This is a genomic window from Kineosporia sp. NBRC 101677 (assembly GCF_030269265.1).
Lineage (GTDB): Bacteria > Actinomycetota > Actinomycetes > Actinomycetales > Kineosporiaceae > Kineosporia > Kineosporia rhizophila.
The window spans coordinates 322,218-343,879 of the sequence record NZ_BSTA01000005.1 but is presented as its reverse complement, the minus strand read 5'-3'; the positions used below and the strand labels follow the sequence as shown (position 1 = coordinate 343,879).

At 71.3% G+C, this 21,662-nt stretch carries 19 protein-coding genes; 13 read left to right on the top strand and 6 right to left on the bottom strand.

What is annotated here, in order from left to right; genetic code table 11:
* The first annotated feature begins 174 nt into the window (after nt 1-174).
* Together QSK18_RS17565 and QSK18_RS17560 are read left to right on the top strand one after the other, a co-directional pair.
* Nucleotides 175-1,239 carry a LacI family DNA-binding transcriptional regulator gene (locus tag QSK18_RS17565; RefSeq protein WP_232812088.1) on the top strand — a complete coding sequence of 355 codons (1,065 nt, stop codon included), beginning with the start codon at nt 175-177 and terminating at the stop codon, nt 1,237-1,239.
* 232 nt (nt 1,240-1,471) lie between these two features.
* The gene (locus QSK18_RS17560) at nt 1,472-2,410 is read left to right on the top strand and encodes a DUF808 domain-containing protein (protein WP_232812087.1); all 939 of its coding nucleotides are present in this window, start codon (nt 1,472-1,474) and stop codon (nt 2,408-2,410) included.
* Between the two features lie 79 nt (nt 2,411-2,489).
* On the opposite strand, the gene QSK18_RS17555 is transcribed toward QSK18_RS17560, so the two are convergent.
* The 5 genes from QSK18_RS17555 to QSK18_RS17535 all read right to left on the bottom strand — a co-directional run bounded on the left by QSK18_RS17555 (nt 2,490) and on the right by QSK18_RS17535 (nt 8,961).
* Nucleotides 2,490-4,001 (bottom strand): tripartite tricarboxylate transporter permease, encoded by a 1,512-nt coding sequence (locus QSK18_RS17555; protein ID WP_285620503.1) that lies wholly within the window; start codon nt 3,999-4,001, stop codon nt 2,490-2,492.
* 27 nt (nt 4,002-4,028) lie between these two features.
* Nucleotides 4,029-4,544, bottom strand: coding sequence for a tripartite tricarboxylate transporter TctB family protein (locus QSK18_RS17550; protein ID WP_285620498.1), 516 nt, complete (start codon nt 4,542-4,544; stop codon nt 4,029-4,031).
* Entirely contained in the window at nt 4,544-5,557 is a 1,014-nt protein-coding gene (locus QSK18_RS17545; RefSeq protein ID WP_285620496.1) for a tripartite tricarboxylate transporter substrate binding protein, read from the bottom strand. Before QSK18_RS17545 ends, QSK18_RS17550 begins: the two co-directional genes overlap by 1 nt.
* A gap of 144 nt (nt 5,558-5,701) precedes the next feature.
* The gene (locus QSK18_RS17540; RefSeq protein ID WP_285620493.1) at nt 5,702-8,137 is read right to left on the bottom strand and encodes an RCC1 domain-containing protein; all 2,436 of its coding nucleotides are present in this window, start codon (nt 8,135-8,137) and stop codon (nt 5,702-5,704) included.
* An 83-nt stretch (nt 8,138-8,220) separates the two neighbouring features.
* On the bottom strand, nt 8,221-8,961 hold the full coding sequence (locus tag QSK18_RS17535) for a GntR family transcriptional regulator (RefSeq protein WP_285620488.1): 741 nt from the start codon (nt 8,959-8,961) through the stop codon (nt 8,221-8,223).
* A gap of 140 nt (nt 8,962-9,101) precedes the next feature.
* Here QSK18_RS17535 and QSK18_RS17530 point away from each other — a divergent pair, with 140 nt between their 5' ends.
* Genes QSK18_RS17530 through QSK18_RS17505 form a run of 6 tightly spaced genes read left to right on the top strand, consistent with a single transcriptional unit; the run spans nt 9,102 to nt 15,597 of the window.
* Nucleotides 9,102-10,001 (top strand): TIM barrel protein, encoded by a 900-nt coding sequence (locus QSK18_RS17530; RefSeq protein ID WP_285620483.1) that lies wholly within the window; start codon nt 9,102-9,104, stop codon nt 9,999-10,001.
* A 17-nt stretch (nt 10,002-10,018) separates the two neighbouring features.
* A complete protein-coding gene (iolC, locus tag QSK18_RS17525; RefSeq protein ID WP_352396582.1) occupies nt 10,019-10,945 on the top strand; it encodes a 5-dehydro-2-deoxygluconokinase in 927 nt (308 codons plus the stop codon).
* Nucleotides 10,942-11,835, top strand: a complete 894-nt coding sequence (locus tag QSK18_RS17520; protein WP_285620476.1) for a Cgl0159 family (beta/alpha)8-fold protein — start codon at nt 10,942-10,944, stop codon at nt 11,833-11,835. Before iolC ends, QSK18_RS17520 begins: the two co-directional genes overlap by 4 nt.
* Nucleotides 11,832-12,698, top strand: coding sequence for a 5-deoxy-glucuronate isomerase (iolB, locus tag QSK18_RS17515; RefSeq protein WP_285620473.1), 867 nt, complete (start codon nt 11,832-11,834; stop codon nt 12,696-12,698). Before QSK18_RS17520 ends, iolB begins: the two co-directional genes overlap by 4 nt.
* On the top strand, nt 12,695-14,608 hold the full coding sequence (gene iolD, locus QSK18_RS17510; protein ID WP_285620469.1) for a 3D-(3,5/4)-trihydroxycyclohexane-1,2-dione acylhydrolase (decyclizing): 1,914 nt from the start codon (nt 12,695-12,697) through the stop codon (nt 14,606-14,608). The genes iolB and iolD overlap by 4 nt, the downstream gene beginning before the upstream one ends.
* Complete coding sequence (locus QSK18_RS17505; RefSeq protein WP_285620466.1) at nt 14,605-15,597, top strand: Gfo/Idh/MocA family protein; 993 nt, start codon at nt 14,605-14,607, stop codon at nt 15,595-15,597. The genes iolD and QSK18_RS17505 overlap by 4 nt, the downstream gene beginning before the upstream one ends.
* Before the next feature lie 10 nt (nt 15,598-15,607).
* Here QSK18_RS17505 and QSK18_RS17500 read toward each other — a convergent pair whose 3' ends face one another.
* Nucleotides 15,608-16,135, bottom strand: coding sequence for a GNAT family N-acetyltransferase (locus QSK18_RS17500; protein WP_285620463.1), 528 nt, complete (start codon nt 16,133-16,135; stop codon nt 15,608-15,610).
* A 117-nt stretch (nt 16,136-16,252) separates the two neighbouring features.
* Here QSK18_RS17500 and QSK18_RS17495 point away from each other — a divergent pair, with 117 nt between their 5' ends.
* The 5 genes from QSK18_RS17495 (at nt 16,253) to QSK18_RS17475 (ending at nt 21,598) form a co-directional block, all read left to right on the top strand.
* Nucleotides 16,253-17,140 carry an endo alpha-1,4 polygalactosaminidase gene (locus QSK18_RS17495; RefSeq protein WP_502894209.1) on the top strand — a complete coding sequence of 296 codons (888 nt, stop codon included), beginning with the start codon at nt 16,253-16,255 and terminating at the stop codon, nt 17,138-17,140.
* A 180-nt stretch (nt 17,141-17,320) separates the two neighbouring features.
* Complete coding sequence (gene glnT, locus QSK18_RS17490; protein WP_285620457.1) at nt 17,321-18,643, top strand: type III glutamate--ammonia ligase; 1,323 nt, start codon at nt 17,321-17,323, stop codon at nt 18,641-18,643.
* Nucleotides 18,644-18,668: 25 nt separating this feature from the next.
* The gene (locus QSK18_RS17485) at nt 18,669-19,568 is read left to right on the top strand and encodes a class II glutamine amidotransferase domain-containing protein (protein ID WP_232812072.1); all 900 of its coding nucleotides are present in this window, start codon (nt 18,669-18,671) and stop codon (nt 19,566-19,568) included.
* On the top strand, nt 19,556-20,239 hold the full coding sequence (locus QSK18_RS17480) for a hypothetical protein (RefSeq protein WP_285620453.1): 684 nt from the start codon (nt 19,556-19,558) through the stop codon (nt 20,237-20,239). The genes QSK18_RS17485 and QSK18_RS17480 overlap by 13 nt, the downstream gene beginning before the upstream one ends.
* A 15-nt stretch (nt 20,240-20,254) precedes the next feature.
* Nucleotides 20,255-21,598: an FMN-binding glutamate synthase family protein gene (locus QSK18_RS17475; protein WP_285620451.1), complete on the top strand. Its 1,344-nt coding sequence runs from the start codon at nt 20,255-20,257 to the stop codon at nt 21,596-21,598.
* Nucleotides 21,599-21,662: the final 64 nt, after the last annotated feature.

The window sequence follows — 21,662 nt, the reverse complement described above, 5'->3', positions numbered from 1 at the left end:
TCGATCAGCTTTGTGGGTAACGTTTTCCAACCGGTGCGCCGAACGTAGGTAGCTGGTGCGCGAACGGTCAAGAGGCGCGGATCGAGCGTGATCGGGACGTGCGACGAACGGTCATCGGCAGTTGCCTGCCGCGCGCCGGGCGTGTTAAACGTTGCCCACTCAATGAGGAGGGGCATGGATCCGGGAACCGGTCTGCGGCGGGTGACGATCGTCGACGTCGCAGCGCATGCGCAGGTGTCCACCACGGCCGTCTCCAAGGTGATGCGCAACGCCTACGGGGTCAGCCCGGCCATGCGCGAGAAGGTGAACGCGGCCATCGCGGAGCTCGGCTACCGGCCTCGGGCCGCGGCCCGGGGGATGCGTGGGCGCACGTACACGATCGGCGTGCTGCTGCCCGACATCCGCAACCCGTTCTTCCCCGAGATCGTCGACGGCATCACCGACCGCCTGCACGACACCGAGTACCAGGTGATGCTGGGCACCGGCAGCCGGATCCGGACGCCGGGGCTCAGTGCCTCCGACGCCGCCGCCGAGCTGCGGCTGATCGAGTCGATGGTCGACCGCGGGATGGACGGCATGGTGCTGGTGGCGCCGGCCTCCGGGCAGAAGCAGGTGGACGAGGTGGCGGCCGGGGTGCCGCTGGTGGTGATCGGGCGGCACATGCGCTCGGCCCAGCACGACACGGTGGTGGACGACGACGCCCGCGGGGCCGCGCTGGTGGTGGACCACCTGGCCGGGCTCGGGCACCGCCGGATCGCCCACGTCGACCAGCGCGAACCGGACAACGGCCGGTCCGCGACGATGCCGAACACGGTGCGTACCCGGGGTTATCGCGACGCGATGAGCGCGCGGGGCCTGGGGGCACAGATCGAGGTCGTCTCCACCGGCTACACCGAGGAGGGCGGCTACGCGGGCGCCCAGCAGCTGCTGGGGCGGGCCGTGCGGCCCACGGCGATCTTCGCCGGCGCCGACATCGTGGCCATGGGCGTGCTCACCGCGGTGGCCGAGGCCGGCCTGCGGGTGCCCGAGGACATCTCGGTGGCCGGGTACGACAACACCAGCTTCGCCGCGCTCGGGCCGATCGGGCTGACCAGTGTCGACCAGGCCGGGCACCAGATCGGCGCCGACGCGGCCCGGCTGCTGCTGGAGCGGATGGCGGACCGCGATCGTCCCTCGACGTTCATCACCACCTCGCCCACCCTGGTGGTGCGCCGCACCACCGCCGCCCCACCCGACTGACGTGCCCCGACCGGGCTGACCTGGCAAAGTTCCCGGCGGAGCGGGTGATGTTCATCGCGGCCCGAAACCGGCCGGAATCCGGCTGGTGACGGCCGGGCCTGCGGGATGCTGTGCGATCGGCGGCAGCGCGACCTCACCCGGCTGCCGCACGCGCACTGGAGCGGGCCGGTGGTTTCCGCAAGCATGGGTCACGCTCGTGTCAACCGACAGTACACACAGTTAAGGGAGTTCGATGGCAGGCGGTCTGGCGGCACTACTGGACGACATTGCCGTGCTGGCCAAGGCGGCGGCCGCGTCCGTGGACGACGTCGCCGCGGCGGCCGGGCGGGCCAGCACGAAGGCGGCGGGCGTGGTGATCGACGACACCGCGGTCACGCCTCGCTACGTGCACGGTTTCACCCCCGACCGGGAACTGCCCATCGTCTGGAAGATCGCGGTGGGCTCCCTGCGCAACAAGGTGCTCTTCATCCTCCCGGCGGCGTTGCTGCTCAGCCAGTTCCTGGACTGGCTGCTCACGCCGATCCTGATGTGCGGTGGTGTCTACCTCGCCTACGAGGGCGCCGAGAAGATCTACGAGCTGATCGCTCACCGCGACCACAAGAAGGAGGAGACGGCCGCCGAGCGCGGGCCGGAGGACGAGAAGGCGATGGTGCGCGGCGCCATCACCACCGACTTCATCCTCTCCGCGGAGATCATGGTGATCTCGCTGAACGAGGTCACCGACGAGCCGTTCGTGACCCGGGCGCTGATCCTGCTGGTGGTCGCGTTCCTGGTCACCGTGCTGGTGTACGGCCTGGTCGGGCTGATCGTGAAGGTCGACGACATCGGCCTGAAGCTGATCGAGACCAAGCAGGGCCTGATGTCCTCGGTGGGCCGGTTCCTGGTCGCGGCCATGCCCAGGGTGCTCTCGGTGCTGTCCACCGTCGGTATCGCCGCCATGCTCTGGGTGGGTGGCCACATCCTCCTGGTCGGCGTCGACGAGCTGGGCTGGCACTGGCCGTACGAGACGGTGCACCACTGGGAAGAGGCCGTGCACGGCGGCGCCCTGGGCTGGATCGTGAACACCTTCTCCTCGGCCGTGATCGGCCTCGTGGTCGGCGCCGTGGTGGTGCTGATCATGCACTTCATCCCGCGCAAGAAGAAGGATGGGGCGGCCGCCGAGGCGCACTGATCGAACAGTTCGCAACCACAAACTGAAGGACGCGTGCCCCGACACTCGGGGCACGCGTCCTTCAGTTTGTGGTTGCCTTCTACCCCACCGGCTCGCGTTCGCGTTCCCGGCGGGCCTGAACGGCCCGGATGCCCGGGAGCAGGGCGACGATGATGAAGGCGAGCAGCAGCACCCCGGAGATCGGGCGGGTGAGGAAGCCGGTGGGGTCGCCGTCGAACAGCAGCAGCGAGCGGCGCAGCGACTCCTCCAGCAGGGCGCCGAGCACGAAGGCCAGGACCAGCGGGCCGGGGTCGAAACCGGTCTTCTTCATCAGGTAGCCCAGCGCCCCGAAGGCGATCACCAACACGATGTCGAAGACGCTGTTGTTCACCGTGTAGGCGCCGATCAGGGTGATCAGCACGGTGATCGGGGCCAGGACGGCCGGGCGCACCCGCAGGATCCGGACGAACAGGCCGACCAGCGGGATGCTCATGATCAGCAGCAGCACGTTGCCCAGGTACATGGAGTTGACCACGCCCCAGAACAGTTCGGGGTTCTCCTCCAGCAGTTGCGGGCCCGGCCGCACGCCCTGGATCAGCAGCGCCCCGAAGATCACGGCCATCGTGGCGTTGGCCGGGATGCCCAGGGTCAGGAGCGGGATGAACGACGAGGTGGCGGCCGCGTTGTTGGCGCTCTCGGGGGCGGCCACGCCCTCCACCGCGCCCTGGCCGAAGCGCTCGGGGTGCTTGGAGCGGCGCTTCTCCACCGCGTACGCCGCCAGGGAGGCCATGACGGCCCCGCCGCCGGGCAGGATGCCGAGCACGAAGCCGAGCACCGAGCCCCGCCCGATCGCGCCGCTGGACTGTTTCAGGTCGGTGCGTGAGGGCCACACGTTGTGCACCTCGGTGGGGGCGTGCACAGCGGCCCCGGCGGTGCGCCGCTGTTCCAGGCTGTGCAGGATCTCGCCCAGGCCGAACAGGCCCATCGCGATCGGCACGAAGTCCAGGCCGTCGGCCAGTTCGAGGCTGCCGAAGGTGAAGCGCTCGCTGCCGGTGAAGGCGTCGCGGCCGACCACGGCCAGCAGCAGGCCCAGGGCGGCGGCGGTCAGGGCCTTGAGCCGGCTGCCGCTGGAGATGGTGGCCACCAGCAGGATGCCGAGCAGGGCCAGGGCGGTGTACTCGGGCGGGCCGAAGTCGAGGGCGAACCCGGCCACCAGCGGCGCCAGCAGCGAAAGGGCCACCACCGAGACGGTTCCGCCGACGAACGAGCCGATCGCGGCGATGCCCAGGGCGGTGCCGGCCCGGCCCTGGCGGGCCAGCGCGTGCCCGTCGAACACAGTGACCACCGAGGAGGCCTCACCGGGCAGGCGCAGCAGCACCGAGGTGATGGTGCCGCCGTACTGGGCGCCGTAGAAGATGCCGGCCAGCATGATCACCGCCCCGACCGCCTCGATCTCAAAGGTGATCGGCAGCAGGATGGCGATGGTGGCGGCCGGGCCGAGGCCCGGCAGCACCCCCACCAGCATCCCGATCACGACGCCGATCAGGCAGTAGAGCAGGTTCGCGGGCTCCAGCACCACGCCGAAACCGTCGATCACCGGGGCGAAATCCACGACGGTCCTTCCAAAGACCCAGAAAACTCAGAACAGGTGGGGGATCGGCACGGCCAGCGCCGCCACGAAGACCAGGTAGAACGCCACCACTGCGGCCAGGCTGGTCACCGCGGTGCTGCGCCAGCTCTCGTGGCCGAAGAAGCGCAGCCAGATCACCATCAGGGCGAGTGAGGGCAGTTCGAAGCCGATCGTCTCGATCAGGGCGACGAAGCCGATCATGGTGGCCAGCCCGGCGGGGACCACCGCCGAGGCGCGGGTGAAGACCTCGGTGTCCTGGTCGCGACGAGAACGCAGGGCCAGGGCCACACCCAGGACGACCAGCGCGAGACCGACGATCAGCGGCCAGGTTCCGGAGCCCGGCCGCTCGGGGCTGCCCACCCCGAGCCGCCAGGCCCCGACGAGGGCGGCGGCGCCCAGCGCGATCACTGTGAAGGCGACCACCGCATTGGTGAGCGGGCCCGCCGATGGCGCGCGCCCCTCGTCCTCAATTTCGGGTTGGTCTGCCCGGAGCCCGGCCTGCTGAGGGGGGAGAGGCTCGGGCATCACTCGCCGCCCAGGTCGATCTGGTGCTTCTCGGTCACCGCCCGGTAGCTGGCCAGGTTGTCGGTCCACTGCTTGCGCAGGGCCTCGCCGTCGATCTCGTTGGGGGTGAGCTGGTTGTCGGTGTTGAACTTCTGGTAGTTCTCGGCCTGGAAGGCGGTGCCGAAAGCCCCGGCCAGGGTGTCGATCACGTCGGCCGGAGTGCCCTTGGGGGCGAAGACGGCACGCGACTGCTGCACCGGGACGTCGTAGCCGGCCTCGACCGCGGTGGGGGTGTCGGACAGGTAGCTGACCCGTTCGGCGGCGAAGGTGACGATCGGGTTGAGGTCGCCGGACTCGATCTGCTCGACCGCCTCGCCCAGCTGGATCGAGCCGACGTCGACCTGGCCGCCGAGAACCGCGGTGAGGGTGGGGGATCCGCCGTCGAAGGGCACTGCGGTGGCCTCGATGCCGGACTGCGCGAACAGCAGCTCCTGGGACAGCTGGCTGCCGGTCCCCACGCCGGTGGTGCCGAACTTGACCGGCCGGCCCAGCTTCTCGAGGTCCTCGACGGTCTTCAGGTCCGAGTCGGCCGCGGAGACCAGCACGTAGTCGTCCTGGCTGATGCCGGTGACGATCTCGTAGTCGGCGATGTCGGGGGCCTCGCCCTCGGGCACGGCCAGCGGGGTGATGTAGGCCAGGGAGCCGTTGTAGACCATCAGGGTGTGGCCGTCGGCCTTCTTCCCGGCCAACTCCTGGGCGGCCAGGGCGCCGTTGGCGCCGGGCTTGTTCTCCACCGTGACGGCGACGTCGAGCTCGTTCTTGACCTCTTCGGCCAGGGCGCGGGCGATCAGGTCGGTGCTGCCGCCCGGGTCCTGGCCCACGTAGATGGTGATCGGGTCACCGCCGGGGAACTCGGCCGCCTCGTCCGAGGAGCCGCTGTCCAGATTGCCGCCGCAGGCGGAGACCAGCAGGCCGAGGGTCAGGACGGAGCCGAGCAGGGCCAGTCCGTGACGAGGGCGATGGGTGCGGGTCATGTCGTTCTCCCCTTCGAGAAGACCATGCCGAATCATCCCAATCGGGATTTGAGGGAGCCTAAGTACCTGCGGTCATGCGTGTCCAACTCCGTTCGGGCATGGCTGAATACCTTTTGCGCATCGGCTTCGGCAGTGGGCCGGAGGTCAGCGCAGGAGCCAGATCGAGACGCGGGACAGGTGGGTGGCCGTAGGTGTGGTGGCCGAGGTCTGGGTGGGGGTGGCGATGGTGGCGTTGTCCGAGCCCAGCCCGAGCTTGCCTCGCCAGTTGTGTCCCCAGCACCACAGGCCGCCGTCGGAACGGGTGGCGCAGGTGCTGTTGCCGCCAGCGGTCACCGAGGTCCAGGTGGTGCCGCTCGCGGGGGCTGCGGCGATGACGGGGGTGGCGGAGTCGGCGGTGTTGGCGGGGGTACCGAACTGTCGGTCGTTGTTGCGGCCCCAGCACCACAGCGTCCCCGCCGCATCGACGCCGCAGCTGTGGTCGTGGCCGACGGCGTAGCTCTTCCAGGCGCCGGTCACTGCGGCGGGCCGGGTGATCGCTCGGGGGGTAGGCACATTGCCGCCCGAGGTACCGGTGCCGGCCTGACCGTTGGCGTTGTTGCCCCAGCAGTAGAGCGCGGTGTCGTTGCGTTTCGTGGCGCAGGCGTGTTCGTTGCTGCTCACCTGTACCGACATCCAGTCGTTGCCTCCGCCGCTGACCTGGGTGGGCCGGTTGAGCGAGACGTTGGGGGTGCCGTTCCCGAGTACCCCGGACGACTGGGCGCCCCAGCACCACAGGCTGTGGTCGGAGCGGATGCCGCAGGTCGCGTTCTGGCCGGTGTCGAGGGAGAGCCAGCGGTCTCCGGTCACGCCGGTCACCACGACTGCGCCGGGGGTGTTCTGGGTGCCTGCGTTGGCGGTGCCCAGGCTGGCGCCGGAGAGGTTGCGGCCCCAGCACCAGGCTGCGCCGGTGGTGGCGATGGCGCAGGTGTGGTCGGAGCCGACGCTCACCTCCTCCCAGGAGCCGCTGACCTGTTGAGGGGTGCCGTGGCTGACGTAGTCGCCCTGGCCGAGCTGCCCGGTGGTGTTCTTACCCCAGCAGAACAGGTCCAGGCCGCGGAGGGCGCAGGCGTGGTTCTCCTCGCTGTCCAGGGAGCTCCAGCGGCCCGCGCCGGTGTTGGTGTCGCGCAGCGTGTTGCGGAACCAGGCGAGTCCGGTGCCGGGTTGGCCGAATTCGGCCGACCCCCAGCAGAACACCGTGCCGGCGGTGCTCAGGGCGCAGGAGTGGGAACGGGCTACCGATACCTGGGACCAGGTGGTGCCGGTGCTGTTGCCGACTGCGCCCCAGGCCGTGCGGTAGAGGATGGTGCCGTCGCCGGCCAGCCCCTGCACGTTGCCGCCCCGGCAGGACAGCGCGCCGCCCTCGATGCCGCAGAACGTGGTGGTGCCGTCGCCCCCGGCGTCGATCGCGCTCCAGCCGGTTGAGGTGCCTACCTGCTGGGGTGCGCTGGTGTTGGCCCCGCCGTCGCCGAGCTGACCCCAGCACCACAGCTGGCCGCCGGGCTTGGTGGCGTCGCCCGTGGCCGCGGTGATGCCACAGGTGGAGCGGCTGCCGGAGGCCAGAGAAGCCCAATTACGGACGCCGGTGCTCCCGGCGGCGAGGACCGGTGCCATGGTCGTCTGGCTGGCTGCGGTGCTACCGGTGCCCAGTTGCAGGTAGTCGTTCTTGCCCCAGCAGTAGGCCTGCCCCGGCTGTACGGCCGCGCCCTGCACGGTGCCCCCGGCCGCGACCGCGCAGGTGTGCAGCTGGCCGGAGGCCACGGACGAGAACGTGGCGCCGCTCTCGATGCGGGTAGGGGTGGAGCGGCTGGCAGTGGTGCCGTCACCGACCTCGCCGTCGACGTTGCGCCCCCAGCACCACAGGCCGCCGTCCTGGGCGATCGCACAGTTGCGGTCGCCGTCGCCGCTGAGCGACTGCCAAGTACCCGGTACCCCTCCGGTGGAGACGATCCGCGCGGGCACGGTCTGCTGCAGTGGGCTGCCGCCGTTGCCGAGCTGACCCAGCCCACCCCAGCCCCAGCACCAGATGCTGCCGTCGGTGGGACTGCTCTGCAGTGCGCAGGTGGTCTCGCTGCCGCCGGTCAGGGCCTTCCAGGTGGTGCCGCTGGGAGTGATCTCGCGTGGGGTGGCCTGCAGGGTGAAGGTGCTGCCGCGGCCGAGCTGGCCGCCGCTGTTGCGCCCCCAGCAGACCAGCGTGCCCGGCGGCTGGCCGGAGACCGTGGAGGAGCGGATGGCGCAGCTGTGGTGGTAGCCGGTGGCGAGGGCGGAGAAGGTGCCCGGGTCGTCGACCGCGTTCGCCGAGCGCCCGGCCACGCTGTCGCCGACGATGCCGGTCTCCCCGGCCGAGCCCGACTGGTTGTCGCCGGCCCAGGACACGCTGGAGACCGGGATCCAGTAGGCCGAGCCGAACGCGGCCGAGGCCGGGGTGCTGCCGGTGAACCCGGCTTCGACCCGGCCGGGCAGGAGGGCGGCGAACGTGAGCAGCACGAGGCACGTGACGGTGATGACGGCCCACCGTCGCGCCGCGACCTGGGGCCCACGCATGAGTTCCTCCTCGCGCGACCTCCTCGGCCGCTGCGGCCAGAACCTGAGGCTTCTGTGGTGGGAAGGGCCCGTTCAGCGCCGGATCAACGCTGGATCAGAGTGGTCTCGAAGCTGTAGAGGCTGGGCCGGTAGCCGTGCCGGCCGAGTTCGACCGGGCGCCCGCTGTGGTCCAGGACCGTCCGGCTCATGGTCAGCAGGGGTGCGCCGCGCGGTTCCCCGAGCAGGCCGGCCTCGGTGCGGCCGGCCCGGCGGGCGCCGATGCGCTGGTGGGCCACGGCCAGGGTGACGCCGGCCCGGCGCAGCGACGCGTACAGGCCCTGGTGTTCCAGGTCGAACGTGGACAGGTCGGCCACCGAGGCCGGCAGGTGGTTGCGCATCACGGCCAGCGGCTCCCCGCCCACGTGCCGCAGTCGTTCCAGCGCCCAGACCTGGGTGCCCGGCTCGACCTGCAGCTGGCCTGCGGTCTCGGCGTCGGCGGGGGCCAGATCCAGGCTGAGCACCCGGGTGCGGGGGTCCTGCCCGCCGCGGGCCAGGTCGTCGTGCAGGCTGGTCAGCTCCAGGGCCCGGCGCACCTGGGCGTGCACCACCTGGGTGCCGGCACCGCGCTTGCGCACCAGCAGGCCCTGGTCGACCAGCAGCTGGATGGCCTGGCGCACGGTGGGGCGGGACAGACCCAGCTCGGCGGCCAGGGCCACCTCGGTTTCGAGCCGGTCGCCGGGCACCAGGTCGCCGCCGGCCACCGCCTGCTCCAGCTGCCGGGCGATCTGCCGGTACAGCGGCACCGGGCTGGAGCGGTGGATCCGGATCACCGGTCCTCCGGGCATGGTGCCAGGCTACCGGTCGCGGCCGGGGACACGCTGCACTTTGTCTGAACAAACCTTGACACCCTCGGGAGTCGCGTCGCAGGATCGAGACCGCGCGCACCGTGAGCCGGACCTGCCCGCGACCGCCGAAAGGCTCGATGATGAGTGAAGTTTCGCTGTCCGTGCCGATCCGGATCGCCGGTGCCCCGATCTCGTGGGGGGTGTGCGAGGTGCCGGGCTGGGGCTTCCAGATGCCGGCCGAGCGGGTGCTGGGCGAGATGCGCTCGCTGGGCCTGACCGCCACCGAGTTCGGGCCCGAGGGATTTCTGCCCGACGATCCCACTCAGAAGGCGTTGCTGCTGAACGAGTTCGGGCTACGGGCGGTGGGCGGCTTCCTGCCGGTGGTCCTGCACGAGGCGGAGCACGACCCGCTGCCCGAGGTCGACCGGTTCGCCGACGCCTGCCAGGCCGCCGGCGCCGGGGTGGTGGTGCTGGCCGCGGTCACCGGTGGTGGCGGCTACGACGTGCGGCCGGAACTCGTTGATTCGCAGTGGAAGACGCTGCTGACCAATCTCGACGCCCTGTCGGCGCACCTGGCCGGGCGGGGTCTGCTGGCCGTGGTGCACCCGCACATGGGCACGCTGATCGAGAGCGACGCTGACGTGCGCCGGGTGCTCGAGGGCTCGCGGATCGCCCTGTGCATCGACACCGGACACCTGGTGGCGGCCGGGGCCGACCCGGTGGCGATCACCCGGGCGGCGCCGCAGCGGGTGGGGCACGTGCACCTGAAAGACGTTGACGCAGCTCAGGCGGCCCGGGTGGTGGCCGGTGAGATCTCGTTCTCGCAGGCTGTGGCCGAGGGGCTGTGGACGGTGCTCGGGCAGGGTTCGGTCGACCTGGGGGCGATGGTCGAAGCCCTGGAGGGGGCCGGCTACCAGGGCTGGTACGTGCTGGAGCAGGACGTGATGCTGAGCCAGGGCCCGCCCGCCGGTGAGGGCCCGGCCGCCGACGTCCGGCGCTGCCTGCAGTGGCTTCAGGACGAACTGGGGGCCCGGGCGTGACTTTCGACCTGATCACGATGGGCCGGGTCAGCGTCGACCTGTATCCCCAGCAGTCCGGCGTGCCGCTCGACGAGGTGAGCACCTTCGCCAGGTTCCTCGGCGGCAGCGCCACCAACGTCGCGGTGGCCGCGGCCCGGCTGGGCCGCCGCAGCGCCGTGGTCACCGGCGTCGGGGCCGACCCGTTCGGCCGTTTCGTACGCCGGGCCCTGCGCGGCTTCGGTGTGGACGACCGGTTCGTGCGCGAGGTGGCGCACCTGCCCACGCCGGTGGTGTTCTGCGAGATCTTCCCGCCCGACGACTTCCCGCTCTACTTCTACCGTTTCCCCAAGGCCCCCGACCTGGAGATCGGCCCGGACGAGGTGGATCTGGACCGGGTCCGCGCCGCCCGGGTGTTCTGGGTGACCGGCACCGGCCTGTCCCGCTCACCCAGCCGGGAGGCCACGCTGGCCGCGCTGCAGGCCCGCCCACCGGGCGCCATCACCGTGCTCGACCTCGACTTCCGGCGCTCGTTCTGGTCGTCGGAGGGGGCCGCGGCCCGGCAGATCGCCGCCGTCCTTCCCTACGTCACGGTGGCGGTGGGCAACCAGGAGGAGTGCCGGGTGGCGGTGGGGGAGTCGGCGCCCGAGGCCGCGGCGAAGGCCCTGCACGACGCCGGCGTCGAGCTGGCCGTGGTGAAGCAGGGCCCGGCGGGTGTGCTGGGCAGCCGCCGCTCCACCGGCGAACGCGTGGTCGTGCCCCCGCACCCGGTACAGGTGGTCAACGGCCTGGGCGCGGGCGACGCCTTCGGCGGGGCGCTCGTGCACGGCCTGCTCGACGGCAATGACCTGCGCAGCACCCTGGTCCTGGCGAACGCCGCCGGTTCCTACGTGGCCGGGCAGCTGGCCTGCGCCGACGCCATGCCCGACCTGCAGCAGCTGCAGGCGTACGCGGCGGCGAGCCGATGAGCCGCCGATCGGTCACCTCAGAGGATCTGGCCCGGATCGTGCGGGTGCGGGCCGAGGACCCCGGGCGCATCTCCCGCGCGGCCCAGGATCGGGTTCGGCCGGACGGGCTGCGCGGGCAGACCGGGCGGCTGCTGCTGATCGCGGCCGACCATCCGGCCCGGGGAAGCCTGCGGGCCGGGGCCGATCCGCTGGCGATGGGAGACCGGGCGGCGCTGCTGGACCGGATCGTGCGGGCGCTGGCCCGGCCCGGGGTCGACGGGGTGCTCGGCACCGCCGACGTGGTCGAGGAGCTGCTGCTGCTCGGTGCGCTGGAGGGCAAGGTCGTGCTGGGCTCGATGAACCGTGGTGGTCTGGCCGGCACCGTGTTCGAGATCGACGACCGGTTCACCGGCTACGACGCGGCCCGGATCGCCGCGGCCGGGCTGCAGGGCGGCAAGATGCTGCTGCGGATCGACCCGGACGACCGGGCCACCTCACCCACGCTGCAGGCGTGCGCGCAGGCGGTGCAGGAGCTCGCCGAGCGCGAACTCGTGGCCCTGGTAGAGCCGTTCGTGGCGGCCCGGGGCGGCGACGGGCGGGTGCGCAACGACCTGTCCACCGAGGCCGTGGTGCGCGCGGCCACGGTAGCCGCCGGTCTGGGGTCCACCTCGGCCTACACCTGGCTGAAACTACCCGTGGTGCAGGACATGGAGGCGGTCGCCGCGGCCACGTCCCTGCCGGTGCTGCTGCTCGGGGGTGAGGTCGCCGACGACCAGCCCGCCCAGCTCGCCGCCTGGTCCAAGGCGCTGGCCAGCGCCTCGGTGCGGGGCATGGTGGTCGGGCGCTCGCTGCTGTTCCCGCCCGACGGCGACGTGGAGGCGGCCGTGGATGCGACGGTGAGTCTGCTGTGAGCCTTTCTGACAGAGAACGTTACGTGCTGCGCGGGGGCGAGGAGCCGCTGCAGATCACGTCCGAATCGGCGGGGTGGCAGCGTTCCGGGCTACGGATCCTCGAGCTCGCCCCGGGCACGTCGGGCCGGGTGGTGTGCGGGGTTGCCGAGGTGGTCATCCTGTCCTTGGGCGGTTCGGCCACGATCACGATTGACGACGAGGTGAGTCTCGATCTCCTCGGACGTCCCGGTGTGTTCGCAGGGCCGAGCGATGTGATCTACGCCCCACGTGATTCCACGCTGACGGTGAACTCCTCTGAGGGAGGACGTTTTGCGATCTGCTCGGCGGTGTGCGAGCGGCGCCTCGCCCCGGTTCGTCTGGCCGCCGAGCAGGTTCCGGTGGAGCTGCGTGGGGCTGGGGTGGCCAGCCGGCAGGTGCACAACTTCGCGGTGCCCGGGGTGCTGGAGGCCGATCGGATCATTGCCTGTGAGGTGATCACCCCGGGCGGCAACTGGTCGTCGTGGCCGCCGCACAAGCACGACGAGGAGCGGCCGGGAGAGACGCGGCTGGAGGAGATCTACTACTACGAGATCGCCGAAGGTCCCGGTGGGGCGGCGGGTCTGGCGTATCAGCGGGTCTACGGGCCGGGGATCGACGTGCTGGCGGAGGTGCGCTCGGGGGATGCGGTGCTGATCCCGCACGGCTGGCACGGGCCCTCGATCGCGGCGCCCGGTCACGATCTCTACTACCTGAACGTGATGGCCGGTCCGGGCCCGCAGCGGGCCTGGCTGATCAGTGACGACCCCGAGCACGCCTGGGTGCGCCGGTCCTGGGCGCAGCAGCCGGTAGACCCTCGGCTACCGATCGCGGGAGGCCGGCGATGAGTGTGCGGCTGACGGTGGCGCAGGCGGCGCTGCGCTTCCTGGAGGTGCAGCAGGTCGAGCGCGACGGTGAACGTCATCCGTTCTTCACCGCCTGCTGGGGCATCTTCGGGCACGGCAATGTGGCCGGGGTCGGGCAGGCTCTGCTGGAACGGGCCCGCTCGGGCGAGCCGGGCGTCCTCAAGTATCGGCAGGGGCGCAACGAGCAGGCGATGGTGCACGCGGCCGTCGGGTACGCCCGTCACCGCGACCGGCTGGCCGCGCACGTGGTCACCTCCTCGATCGGGCCGGGGGCCACCAACATGGTCACCGGGGCGGCCCTGGCCACGATCAACCGGCTGCCGGTGCTGCTGCTGCCGGGCGACACGTTCGCCACCCGGACGGCCGAGCCGGTACTGCAGCAACTGGAGAGCGACAGTCAGGGCGACATCTCCGTCAACGACGCGTTCCGCCCGGTCAGCGCCTACTTCGACCGGGTGCACCGCCCGGAGCAGCTGCCGGCGGCCCTGCTGCAGGCTCTGCGGGTGCTCACCGACCCGGCCCGCACCGGGGCCGTCACCCTGGCCCTGCCCCAGGACGTGCAGGCCGAGGCTCACGACTGGCCCGAGGAACTGTTCGCCCCGCGGGTCTGGCCGGTGCCCCGGCCGGTACCCGAGCCCTCCGCGCTCAAGCGGGCCACCGACGTCCTCAAATCTGCCCGAAAACCGTTGCTCATTGCTGGTGGTGGGGTCATCTACAGCCGGGCCGAGGCCGCCCTGCGGGCTTTCGCCGAGGCCACCGGCGTGCCGGTGGCCGAGACCCAGGCGGGCAAGGGCGCCCTGCCCTACGACCACCCGCTCTCGGTGGGGGCGGTGGGGGCCACCGGCACCACCGCGGCCAACCAGCTCGCGGCCGAGGCCGACCTGATCATCGGCGTCGGTACCCGCTACAGCGACTTCACCACCGCCTCCCGCACCGCATTCGCCTTCCCTGGAGTGCGTTTCGTCAATCTGAACGTGTCCGGGTTCGATACCGCGAAGCTCTCGGCGGTGTCGCTGGTGGCTGATGCCCGGGAAGGGTTGCTGGCTCTGAGTGCAACTGTGGGCGAATGGACGGCCGACGCGGCCTGGTCGGGCCGCGCCACCGAGCTGGCGGGCGAGTGGGATGCGGTGGTGGGCCGGGCGTACGCGCACGAAAGTGCCCCGCTGCTGAGCCAGTCCGCGGTGATCGGCGCGGTGAACGAGCTCTCCGCGCCGCACGACGTGATGGTGTGCGCGGCCGGGTCGATGCCCGGAGACCTGCACAAGCTGTGGCGCACCCGGGACCGTAAGGGCTACCACGTCGAGTACGGCTATTCCTGCATGGGTTACGAGATCGCCGGGGGCCTGGGCGTGAAGCTGGCCGCGCTCGAGGAGGCCGCTGACGGGCGAGGGCCTGAGCGGGACGTGTACGTGCTGGTCGGCGACGGCAGCTATCTGATGATGTCCAGCGAACTGGTCACCGCCGTGGCCGAGGGGGTGAAGCTCATCGTGGTCCTGGTGCAGAACCACGGCTTCGCTTCGATCGGCGCCCTCTCGGAATCGGTGGGCGGGCAACGGTTCGGCACCAGCTACCGGTACCGCTCCGGGCTGAGCGGTGAACTGGACGGTGAGCGGCTGCCGGTCGATCTGGCTGCCAATGCGGCCAGTCTGGGAGCCGACGTGATCGCCGTGGCCGACCGGGCCGGGCTGCACGAGGCGCTGCGGGCCGCTCAGAAGTCCACCCGCACAACGGTGATCCACGTCGAGACCGACCCGCTGCAGCCCGGCCCGGACAGCGGTTCCTGGTGGGACGTGCCGGTGGCCGAGGTCTCGGCACTGGAGTCCACCCGTTCCGCCCGCGAGGTGTACGAGCGCGGCCGGGCCCGGCAGCGCACCCACCTGGAGGCGCCGTGAACCCGGTACTGCGCGTCGGGGTGATCGGCGCCGGGGCGATGGGCGCCGATCACGTGCGCACGATCACCAGCAGCGTGCCGGCGGCCCGGGTCACCGCGGTCTTCGACCCGGACGCCGAGCGGGCGGCCGCGGCCGCGCAACCGGCCGGGGCCCGGGTGGCCGGGGCCGCCGACGAGCTCATCGGTGAAGTGGACGCGGTGGTGATCGCCTCGCCCGACTTCACCCACGCCGGGCTGACCGTGGCCTGCCTGGGGGCGGGCCGGCCGGTGTTGTGCGAGAAGCCCCTGGCGGTGAGCGCGGCCGACGCCTGGCAGGTGGTGGAGGCCGAGCAGCGGGTGGGGCGGCGTCTGGTGCAGGTCGGGTTCATGCGCCGCTACGACCCGGGCTTCGCCGACCTGCGCCGGGCCGTCGGGGAGGGGTCGGTGGGGCAGGTGCGGCTGATCCACGCCGTGCACCGCAACGCCTCCAACGCCACCAGCACCGACGACGCGGGCCTGATCACCGGCTCGATGGTGCACGAGCTGGACATCCTTCCCTGGCTGGTGCAGTCGCCGATCGCGGCGATCCGGGTGGAGTCGCCGGTGCGCCAGGGCTTCCGTGACCCCCAGCTGGCCACGGTCTGGCTGCGCAACGGGGTGATGGCCAGCGTCGAGGTGTTCGTGAACGCCGGCTACGGGTACGACGTGCGGTGCGAGGCGGTGGGCACGCTCGGCACCCTGTCGCTGGCCGCCTCCTCGCCGGTGTCGTCGCGGATCGCGGGCATCGAGGGGCGGGTGGTGCGCAGCGACTTCGTGGCCCACTTCGCCGACGCCTACCGGGCCGAGCTGGGCGCCTGGGCGCTGGCCGCGGCCGCCGGCACCGCCACCGGGCCCAGCGCCTGGGACGGCTACGTGGCGCAGGCCGCGGCCGAGGCGGGGGTGCGCTCGCTGACCTACGGCGGTGTGGTGGAGGTGGACCCGGGGCCGCGGCCGGCGCTCTACGACGCGTGAGGTGCTGCGGCTACTTGGTGCGGATCATGCAGAGGCGAGGCCAGCGGTCCAGGCCGTGTTCGGCCTCCCGGCGGCGGATCCGGCGTAGTTCCGGGCCGGGCTCGGCGAAGTCGGTGAAGCCCAGACGCCGGTAGTAGGGGGCGTTCCAGGGCACGTCGGCGAAGGTGGTCAGGGTCAGCGCGGTGCCTGCAGCCTCTCTGGCGAGGTGCTCGATCAGGGCGGCGCCGACACCCCGGCGGGCGGCCCGCGGGTGCACCGTCACCTGCTCGATGTGCCATCGCTCGTCCACCACGTCCATCAGCAGGTAAGCCCCCGCCGCGACGGAATCGGTGCCCACCGACGTCCTCAAATCTGCTGGGGGGTCCCACTCGGCCACCCACGCCCGGCCGTGCTCCTGGTAGGCCGCCAGTTCCTCCAGGCTCAGGGGCTCGTCGTCGGCGATCTGCGGCATGCCGATTGCCCGGAACGACTCCCCGGCGGCGCGTTCCACGTCGGGGAGCAGCGGCAGGTCATCGGGGCGGGCCAGACGGATGTGCATGCCGCGCAGTCTCCGGGGCGCGCGGTCCTTGTGTCCCCTGAATTTCTGTCATTCCTGGCGGGCATCCCCAGGTTGACCTGCGCTGATCAGATCCGGAAGGGTGACCGGGTGCCTTCCCTGAACTCGAAGGCGAGCAAGCCGCTCGCCGCCCTTGTCGCACTGGCGGCCGCGCTGAGCGCTGTCGCCTACGTCGTTGTCGGTAGCCAGGACGCCGGCGCCGCGCCGAAACCGGTCGCTGCTGCCGCCGCCACTGCCGCCGCCCCTGCCGCCGCCACTGCCAAGAAGAAGATCCAGCTCCCGCCGGTCAACGGCAAGGCCGACTACCAGCTGGGCGGCGCCTACAAGCCGCCGGCCGGGGTCACCGTGCTCACCCGTGACCGTGAGGCCAAACCGGTCAAGGGTAAGTACAACATCTGCTACGTCAACGGTTTCCAGGCCCAGCCCCAGGAAGCCGGCTGGTGGAAGAAGAACCACCCCGAGCTGCTGCTGAAGGACGCGGACGGTGATTACGTGGTGGACGGCGCGTGGGACGAGCTCATCCTCGACATCTCGACCAAGAGCAAGCGCAAGAAGCTGGCCGGGATCGTGGGCAAGTGGTTCGACGGGTGCGCGGCCAAGGGCTTCCAGGCCGTCGAGCCCGACAACCTGGACTCCTACACCCGCTCGCAGGACCTGCTGACCAGGGCCCAGGCGGTGGCGTTCGGCAAGCTGCTGGCCGCCCGCGCGCACAAGGCGGGCCTGGCGATCGGGCAGAAGAACACGGTCGAGCTCGGTAAGCAGGGCAAGAAGGCCGGGTTCGACTTCGCCGTGACCGAGGAGTGCGGCCGCTACGACGAGTGCGGTGCCTACACCAAGGTCTACGGCCGCCACGTCATCGTGATCGAGTACACCAAGAAGGCCTTCGCCAAGACCTGCGAGGAGTTCGGCTCCAAGCTGTCCGTGGTCCGACGTGACCTGAAACTGGTGCCCAAGGGCCAGAAGGCGTACGTGTACAAGGCCTGCTGAGGCTGCTTCCTTCTGCTTCCTGCTGCGACGCGCTCGTCCCCGGTGGGGGCGGGCGCGTCCGGCGTTTTGCGGCAGGGGCGTCCGGGCTGGCATCTGCTGGTAATGGGTCTGCAACAATGCTCGGGTTCACTGACTGGAAACAGCGGTTCCTCTCGGTGGATCAGTGGAGCGGAGAATGCGATGACCTCAGAGCCCGGGAGCCTGGCCGAGCAGTGTGAGCGCAGCGGCACGAGGTTCGTCCTGGCCCTGTTCGTGGACCTGAACGGCAAGCCGTGCGCCAAGCTGGTGCCGGTCCGGTCGGTGGCCCAGCTGGAGAAGGAGGGCGTGGGCTTCGCCGGTTACGCGGTCGGGGCGATCGGCCAGCAGCCGCGCGACCCGGATCTGATCGCCGTTCCCGACCCGGCCTCGTTCACTCCGGTGCCGTTCGTGCGGGAGGGGCTGGCGATCGTCCACTGTGATCCGCACGTGAACGGCCGGCCCTGGCCCTTCGCGCCCCGGGTGATCCTGAAGTCGCTGGTCCAGCGGGCCGCCGACGCCGGGTTCGAGCCCCACGTGGGCGCCGAGGTCGAGTACTTCCTGCTGCGCAGAGACGCATCCGGGCTGGTGCCGGCCGACCCGCACGACACCGCGGCGCAGCCCTGCTACGACGCGCGGGGCGTGACCCGGATGTACGAGCACCTGACCACGATCAGCGCCGCGATGAACGCGCTGGGCTGGGGCAACTACGCCAACGACCACGAGGACGGCAACGGCCAGTTCGAGCAGAACTTCGACTACGCCGACGCGCTGACCACGGCCGACCGGGTGATCACCCTGCGGTACCTGCTGTCGGTGCTGGCGGCCGAGAAGGGCATGATCGCCACGTTCATGCCCAAGCCCTTCGCCGACAAGACCGGCACCGGGCTGCACCTGCATCTCTCGCTGACCAGCGGGGGCAGCACGGTCTTCCCGGCGGGTGAGGGCGTGGACGACGCGAACGGGCTGGGTCTCTCACCCACCGCGTACGCGTTCGTGGCCGGCATCCTGGAGCATGCCTGCGCACTGCAGGCGGTGATCGCGCCGACGGTCAACTCCTACAAGCGCACGCGGGCCACCGCCACCGCGTCCGGAGCTTCGTGGGCCCCCAGCCGTCCTACGTACGGCGGCAATGACCGCACCCACTACGTGCGCGTGCCGGACGAGCAGCGCATCGAACTGCGGGGTGCGGACGGGTCGGCCAACCCCTATCTCGCCGTGGCCGCTGCCCTCGCGGCCGGGCTGGACGGGATCAAGCGCAACCTCACGCTCGGCGCCGTAGGCACAGGGCCCGACTCGGCGGCGCTACCGCTGACGCTGCTGCACGCGGTGGACGAGTTCCGCGCCGATCCGGTGATCACCGGTGCGCTGGACAGCGTGGGTGAGGGGGTGGCCGAGTACTTCGCCGAACTGAAGACCAGCGAGTTCTACGAATGGCACTCCGCGGTGGGTGCGTGGGAGCACGAGCGTTACCTGACGGCGTTCTGAAAGTGGTTGCAAGGAGGTTGATCTGATGTGCGGAATCGTAGGTCTTCACCTGCGGGACGAAACGCTCTACCCCCGGCTCGGGGAGCTGCTCACCGGCATGCTCTGCGAGATGGAAGACAGGGGGCAGGATTCGGCGGGGGTAGCGGTCTACGGCGACCCGGTCTGGTCACCTGAGGGGCACAGTTGCGTTTCCCTACTGTCTGAGGACGAGTCAGGGCTGGCTGAGGCGGTCACGGCGCGGCTCGGATCTGTGGTCCCGTTGGTCTCGGTCGAGCGGTTGGGTGACACCACGCTGCTGACGGCACCGGTCGCCTCGGAGGAGCTCCTGGCGGCAGTGCGGGCGGTGCGCCCGGACGCTCTGGTCGCGGGGTTCGGTTCCGATCTGACCGTGCTGAAGGGGGTGGGGCACCCGCGTGCGCTCGCGGCCACCTGGCAGCTGGAGAAGGCTCAGGGCTGGCAGGGCGTGGGGCACACCCGGATGGCCACCGAGTCGGCCGTCACCCCCTCCGGCGCCCACCCCTACGCGGTCGGCCCGGAACAGTGCCTGGTGCACAACGGCTCGTTCTCCAACCACGCCACGATCCGCCGTGAGCTGCGGGCCGCCGGGGTGCGTTTCGACAGCGAGAACGACACCGAGGTGGGCGCCCGGTTCGTGGCCCACCAGCTGGAACAGGGCCGTGACGTGCAGAGCGCGCTGAAGGAGCTGTGTGCCACCTTCGACGGCTTCTACACGCTGCTGGTCTCCAACTCCGACAGCTTCGCGGTGGTGCGCGACGCCATCGCCTGCAAGCCCGCGGTGATCGCCGAGACCGAGGCCTGGGTGGCGATGGCCAGCGAGTACCGGGCCCTGTCGGGTCTGCCGGGGGTCGCCGACGCCCGGATCTGGGAGCCCGAGCCCGAGGTGGTGTACGCGTGGACCCGCTGACCTTCGACCTGGCCCGCACGCCACTGCGGGAGGTGAACGCCGCGCTGCACGCGCCCGGCCTGTCCGGCGATTTTCTCGTGGAGAATCCGGCCGGGGCACACAACCTGGCCGTGGGTCTGACGTGTTCAGTGAGTGTGACGATCCGAGGGCACGTGGGCTACTACGCGGCCGGTATGAACCAGCGGGCGAGCGTGGTCATCGAGGGCAACGCCGGCACCGGCGTGGCCGAGAACATGATGAGCGGCACGGTGGTGGTCAGGGGCAACGCCTCGCAGTCGGCCGGAGCCACCGCGCACGGCGGCCTGCTGGTCGTGGAGGGCGATGCGGCCGCGCGCTGCGGCATCTCGATGAAGGGGGCCGACATCGTGGTGGGCGGCAACGTGGGGCACGGCAGCGCATTCATGGCCCAGGCGGGGCGGCTGGTGGTCCGGGGGGACGCGGGAGACGGCCTGGGCGACTCGATCTACGAGGCCCGCCTGTACGTGCGGGGTTCCGTGGCCTCGCTGGGGGCCGACTGCGTGGCCAAGGAGATGCGGGCCGAGCACGTCGAAGAGCTCGCGGGGCTGCTGAAGGCCGCCGGGTTCGAGGGGGACGACCCGGCCGGCTACACCCGCTACGGCTCCGCCCGCAGGCTGTACCACTTCCAGGCCGCCAACTCGGCCAGTTACTGAGAAGGGCTCTCCGTCATGACTTTCAGCCACGACGACCGGGCCCGGCTGGGGCTGCGCGAGTCCGCCACGTTCGACCGGGCCACCATCGCCGGCATCCAGCGGGCAGCCGAGACCGGGGTGTACGACATCCGCGGCTGGGGGGCCAAACGGGCCCTGCCGCACTTCGACGACCTGCTCTTCCTGGGCGCCAGCATGTCCCGCTACCCGCTGGAGGGCTACCGCGAGCGCTGCGGCACCGACGTGGTGCTCGGCGGGCGCAACGCCAAGTACCCGCTGCACCTGGACATCCCGGTGACCATCGCGGGCATGTCGTTCGGGGCTCTGTCCGGGCGGGCCAAGGAGGCGCTGGGGCGGGGGGCCTCCGAGGTCGGCACCTCCACCACCACCGGTGACGGCGGGATGACGCCGGAGGAGCGGGGCCAGTCGAAACACCTGGTCTACCAGTACCTGCCCAGCCGCTACGGGATGAACCCCGACGACCTGCGCAAGGCCGACGCGATCGAGATCGTGCTCGGGCAGGGGGCCAAGCCCGGCGGGGGCGGCATGCTGCTGGGGCAGAAGATCTCCGAGCGGGTGGCCGGTATGCGCACCCTGCCGCAGGGCATCGACCAGCGCAGCGCCAGCCGGCACCCGGACTGGACCGGGCCCGACGACCTGACCATCAAGATCCTCGAGCTGCGGGAGATCACCGACTGGGAGAAACCGGTCTACGTCAAGGTCGGCGCCAGTCGCACCTACTACGACGTGAAGCTGGCGGTGCACGCGGGCGCCGACGTGGTGGTGGTGGACGGCATGCAGGGTGGCACCGCCGCCACGCAGGACGTGTTCATCGAGCACGTGGGCATCCCCACGTTGGCCGCCGTTCCGCAGGCGGTGCAGGCGCTGCAGGAGCTGGGGGTGCACCGCAGAGCTGATGGGGTGCAGCTGATCGTCTCGGGCGGCATCCGCACCGGCGCCGACGTGGCCAAGGCCCTGGCGCTGGGGGCCGACGCGGTGGCGATCGGCACGGCCGCGCTGGTGGCCCTGGGCGACAACCACCCGCGCTGGGCCGCCGAGTACGAGAAGCTCGGCAGTGCGGCCGGTTTCTACGACGACTACCAGGACGGGCGCGACCCGGCCGGGATCAGCACGCAGGACCCGCAGCTGGAGCAGCGGCTCGACCCGGTGGAGGGCGGCCGGCGGCTGGCCAACTACCTGCGGGTGCTGACCCTGGAGGCGCAGACCATCGCCCGGGCCTGCGGCAAGGCGCACGTGCGGCACCTGGAACCCGAAGACCTGGTGGCGGTCACCATCGAGGCCGCGGCGATGGCGCGGGTTCCGCTGGCCGGTACGGAATGGATCCCGGGGCGCGCGTTCTGAGCGTTTTGGTCCGGGCCGGCGCTGGTGGTGGCGCCCTGAGGGTGGGCGGGCAGGCGTCGTGGGA

What these genes read in the sequence shown, in the direction of transcription:
- QSK18_RS17565 (WP_232812088.1), top strand. Translation starts at nt 175, where the DNA reads ATGGATCCGGGAACCGGTCTGCGGCGGGTGACGATCGTCGACGTCGCA.
- QSK18_RS17560 (WP_232812087.1), top strand. Translation starts at nt 1,472, where the DNA reads ATGGCAGGCGGTCTGGCGGCACTACTGGACGACATTGCCGTGCTGGCC.
- QSK18_RS17550 (WP_285620498.1), bottom strand. Translation starts at nt 4,544, where the DNA reads ATGCCCGAGCCTCTCCCCCCTCAGCAGGCCGGGCTCCGGGCAGACCAA.
- QSK18_RS17545 (WP_285620496.1), bottom strand. Translation starts at nt 5,557, where the DNA reads ATGACCCGCACCCATCGCCCTCGTCACGGACTGGCCCTGCTCGGCTCC.
- QSK18_RS17540 (WP_285620493.1), bottom strand. Translation starts at nt 8,137, where the DNA reads ATGCGTGGGCCCCAGGTCGCGGCGCGACGGTGGGCCGTCATCACCGTC.
- QSK18_RS17535 (WP_285620488.1), bottom strand. Translation starts at nt 8,961, where the DNA reads ATGCCCGGAGGACCGGTGATCCGGATCCACCGCTCCAGCCCGGTGCCG.
- QSK18_RS17530 (WP_285620483.1), top strand. Translation starts at nt 9,102, where the DNA reads ATGAGTGAAGTTTCGCTGTCCGTGCCGATCCGGATCGCCGGTGCCCCG.
- iolC (WP_352396582.1), top strand. Translation starts at nt 10,019, where the DNA reads ATGGGCCGGGTCAGCGTCGACCTGTATCCCCAGCAGTCCGGCGTGCCG.
- QSK18_RS17520 (WP_285620476.1), top strand. Translation starts at nt 10,942, where the DNA reads ATGAGCCGCCGATCGGTCACCTCAGAGGATCTGGCCCGGATCGTGCGG.
- iolD (WP_285620469.1), top strand. Translation starts at nt 12,695, where the DNA reads ATGAGTGTGCGGCTGACGGTGGCGCAGGCGGCGCTGCGCTTCCTGGAG.
- QSK18_RS17500 (WP_285620463.1), bottom strand. Translation starts at nt 16,135, where the DNA reads ATGCACATCCGTCTGGCCCGCCCCGATGACCTGCCGCTGCTCCCCGAC.
- glnT (WP_285620457.1), top strand. Translation starts at nt 17,321, where the DNA reads ATGACCTCAGAGCCCGGGAGCCTGGCCGAGCAGTGTGAGCGCAGCGGC.
- QSK18_RS17485 (WP_232812072.1), top strand. Translation starts at nt 18,669, where the DNA reads ATGTGCGGAATCGTAGGTCTTCACCTGCGGGACGAAACGCTCTACCCC.
- QSK18_RS17475 (WP_285620451.1), top strand. Translation starts at nt 20,255, where the DNA reads ATGACTTTCAGCCACGACGACCGGGCCCGGCTGGGGCTGCGCGAGTCC.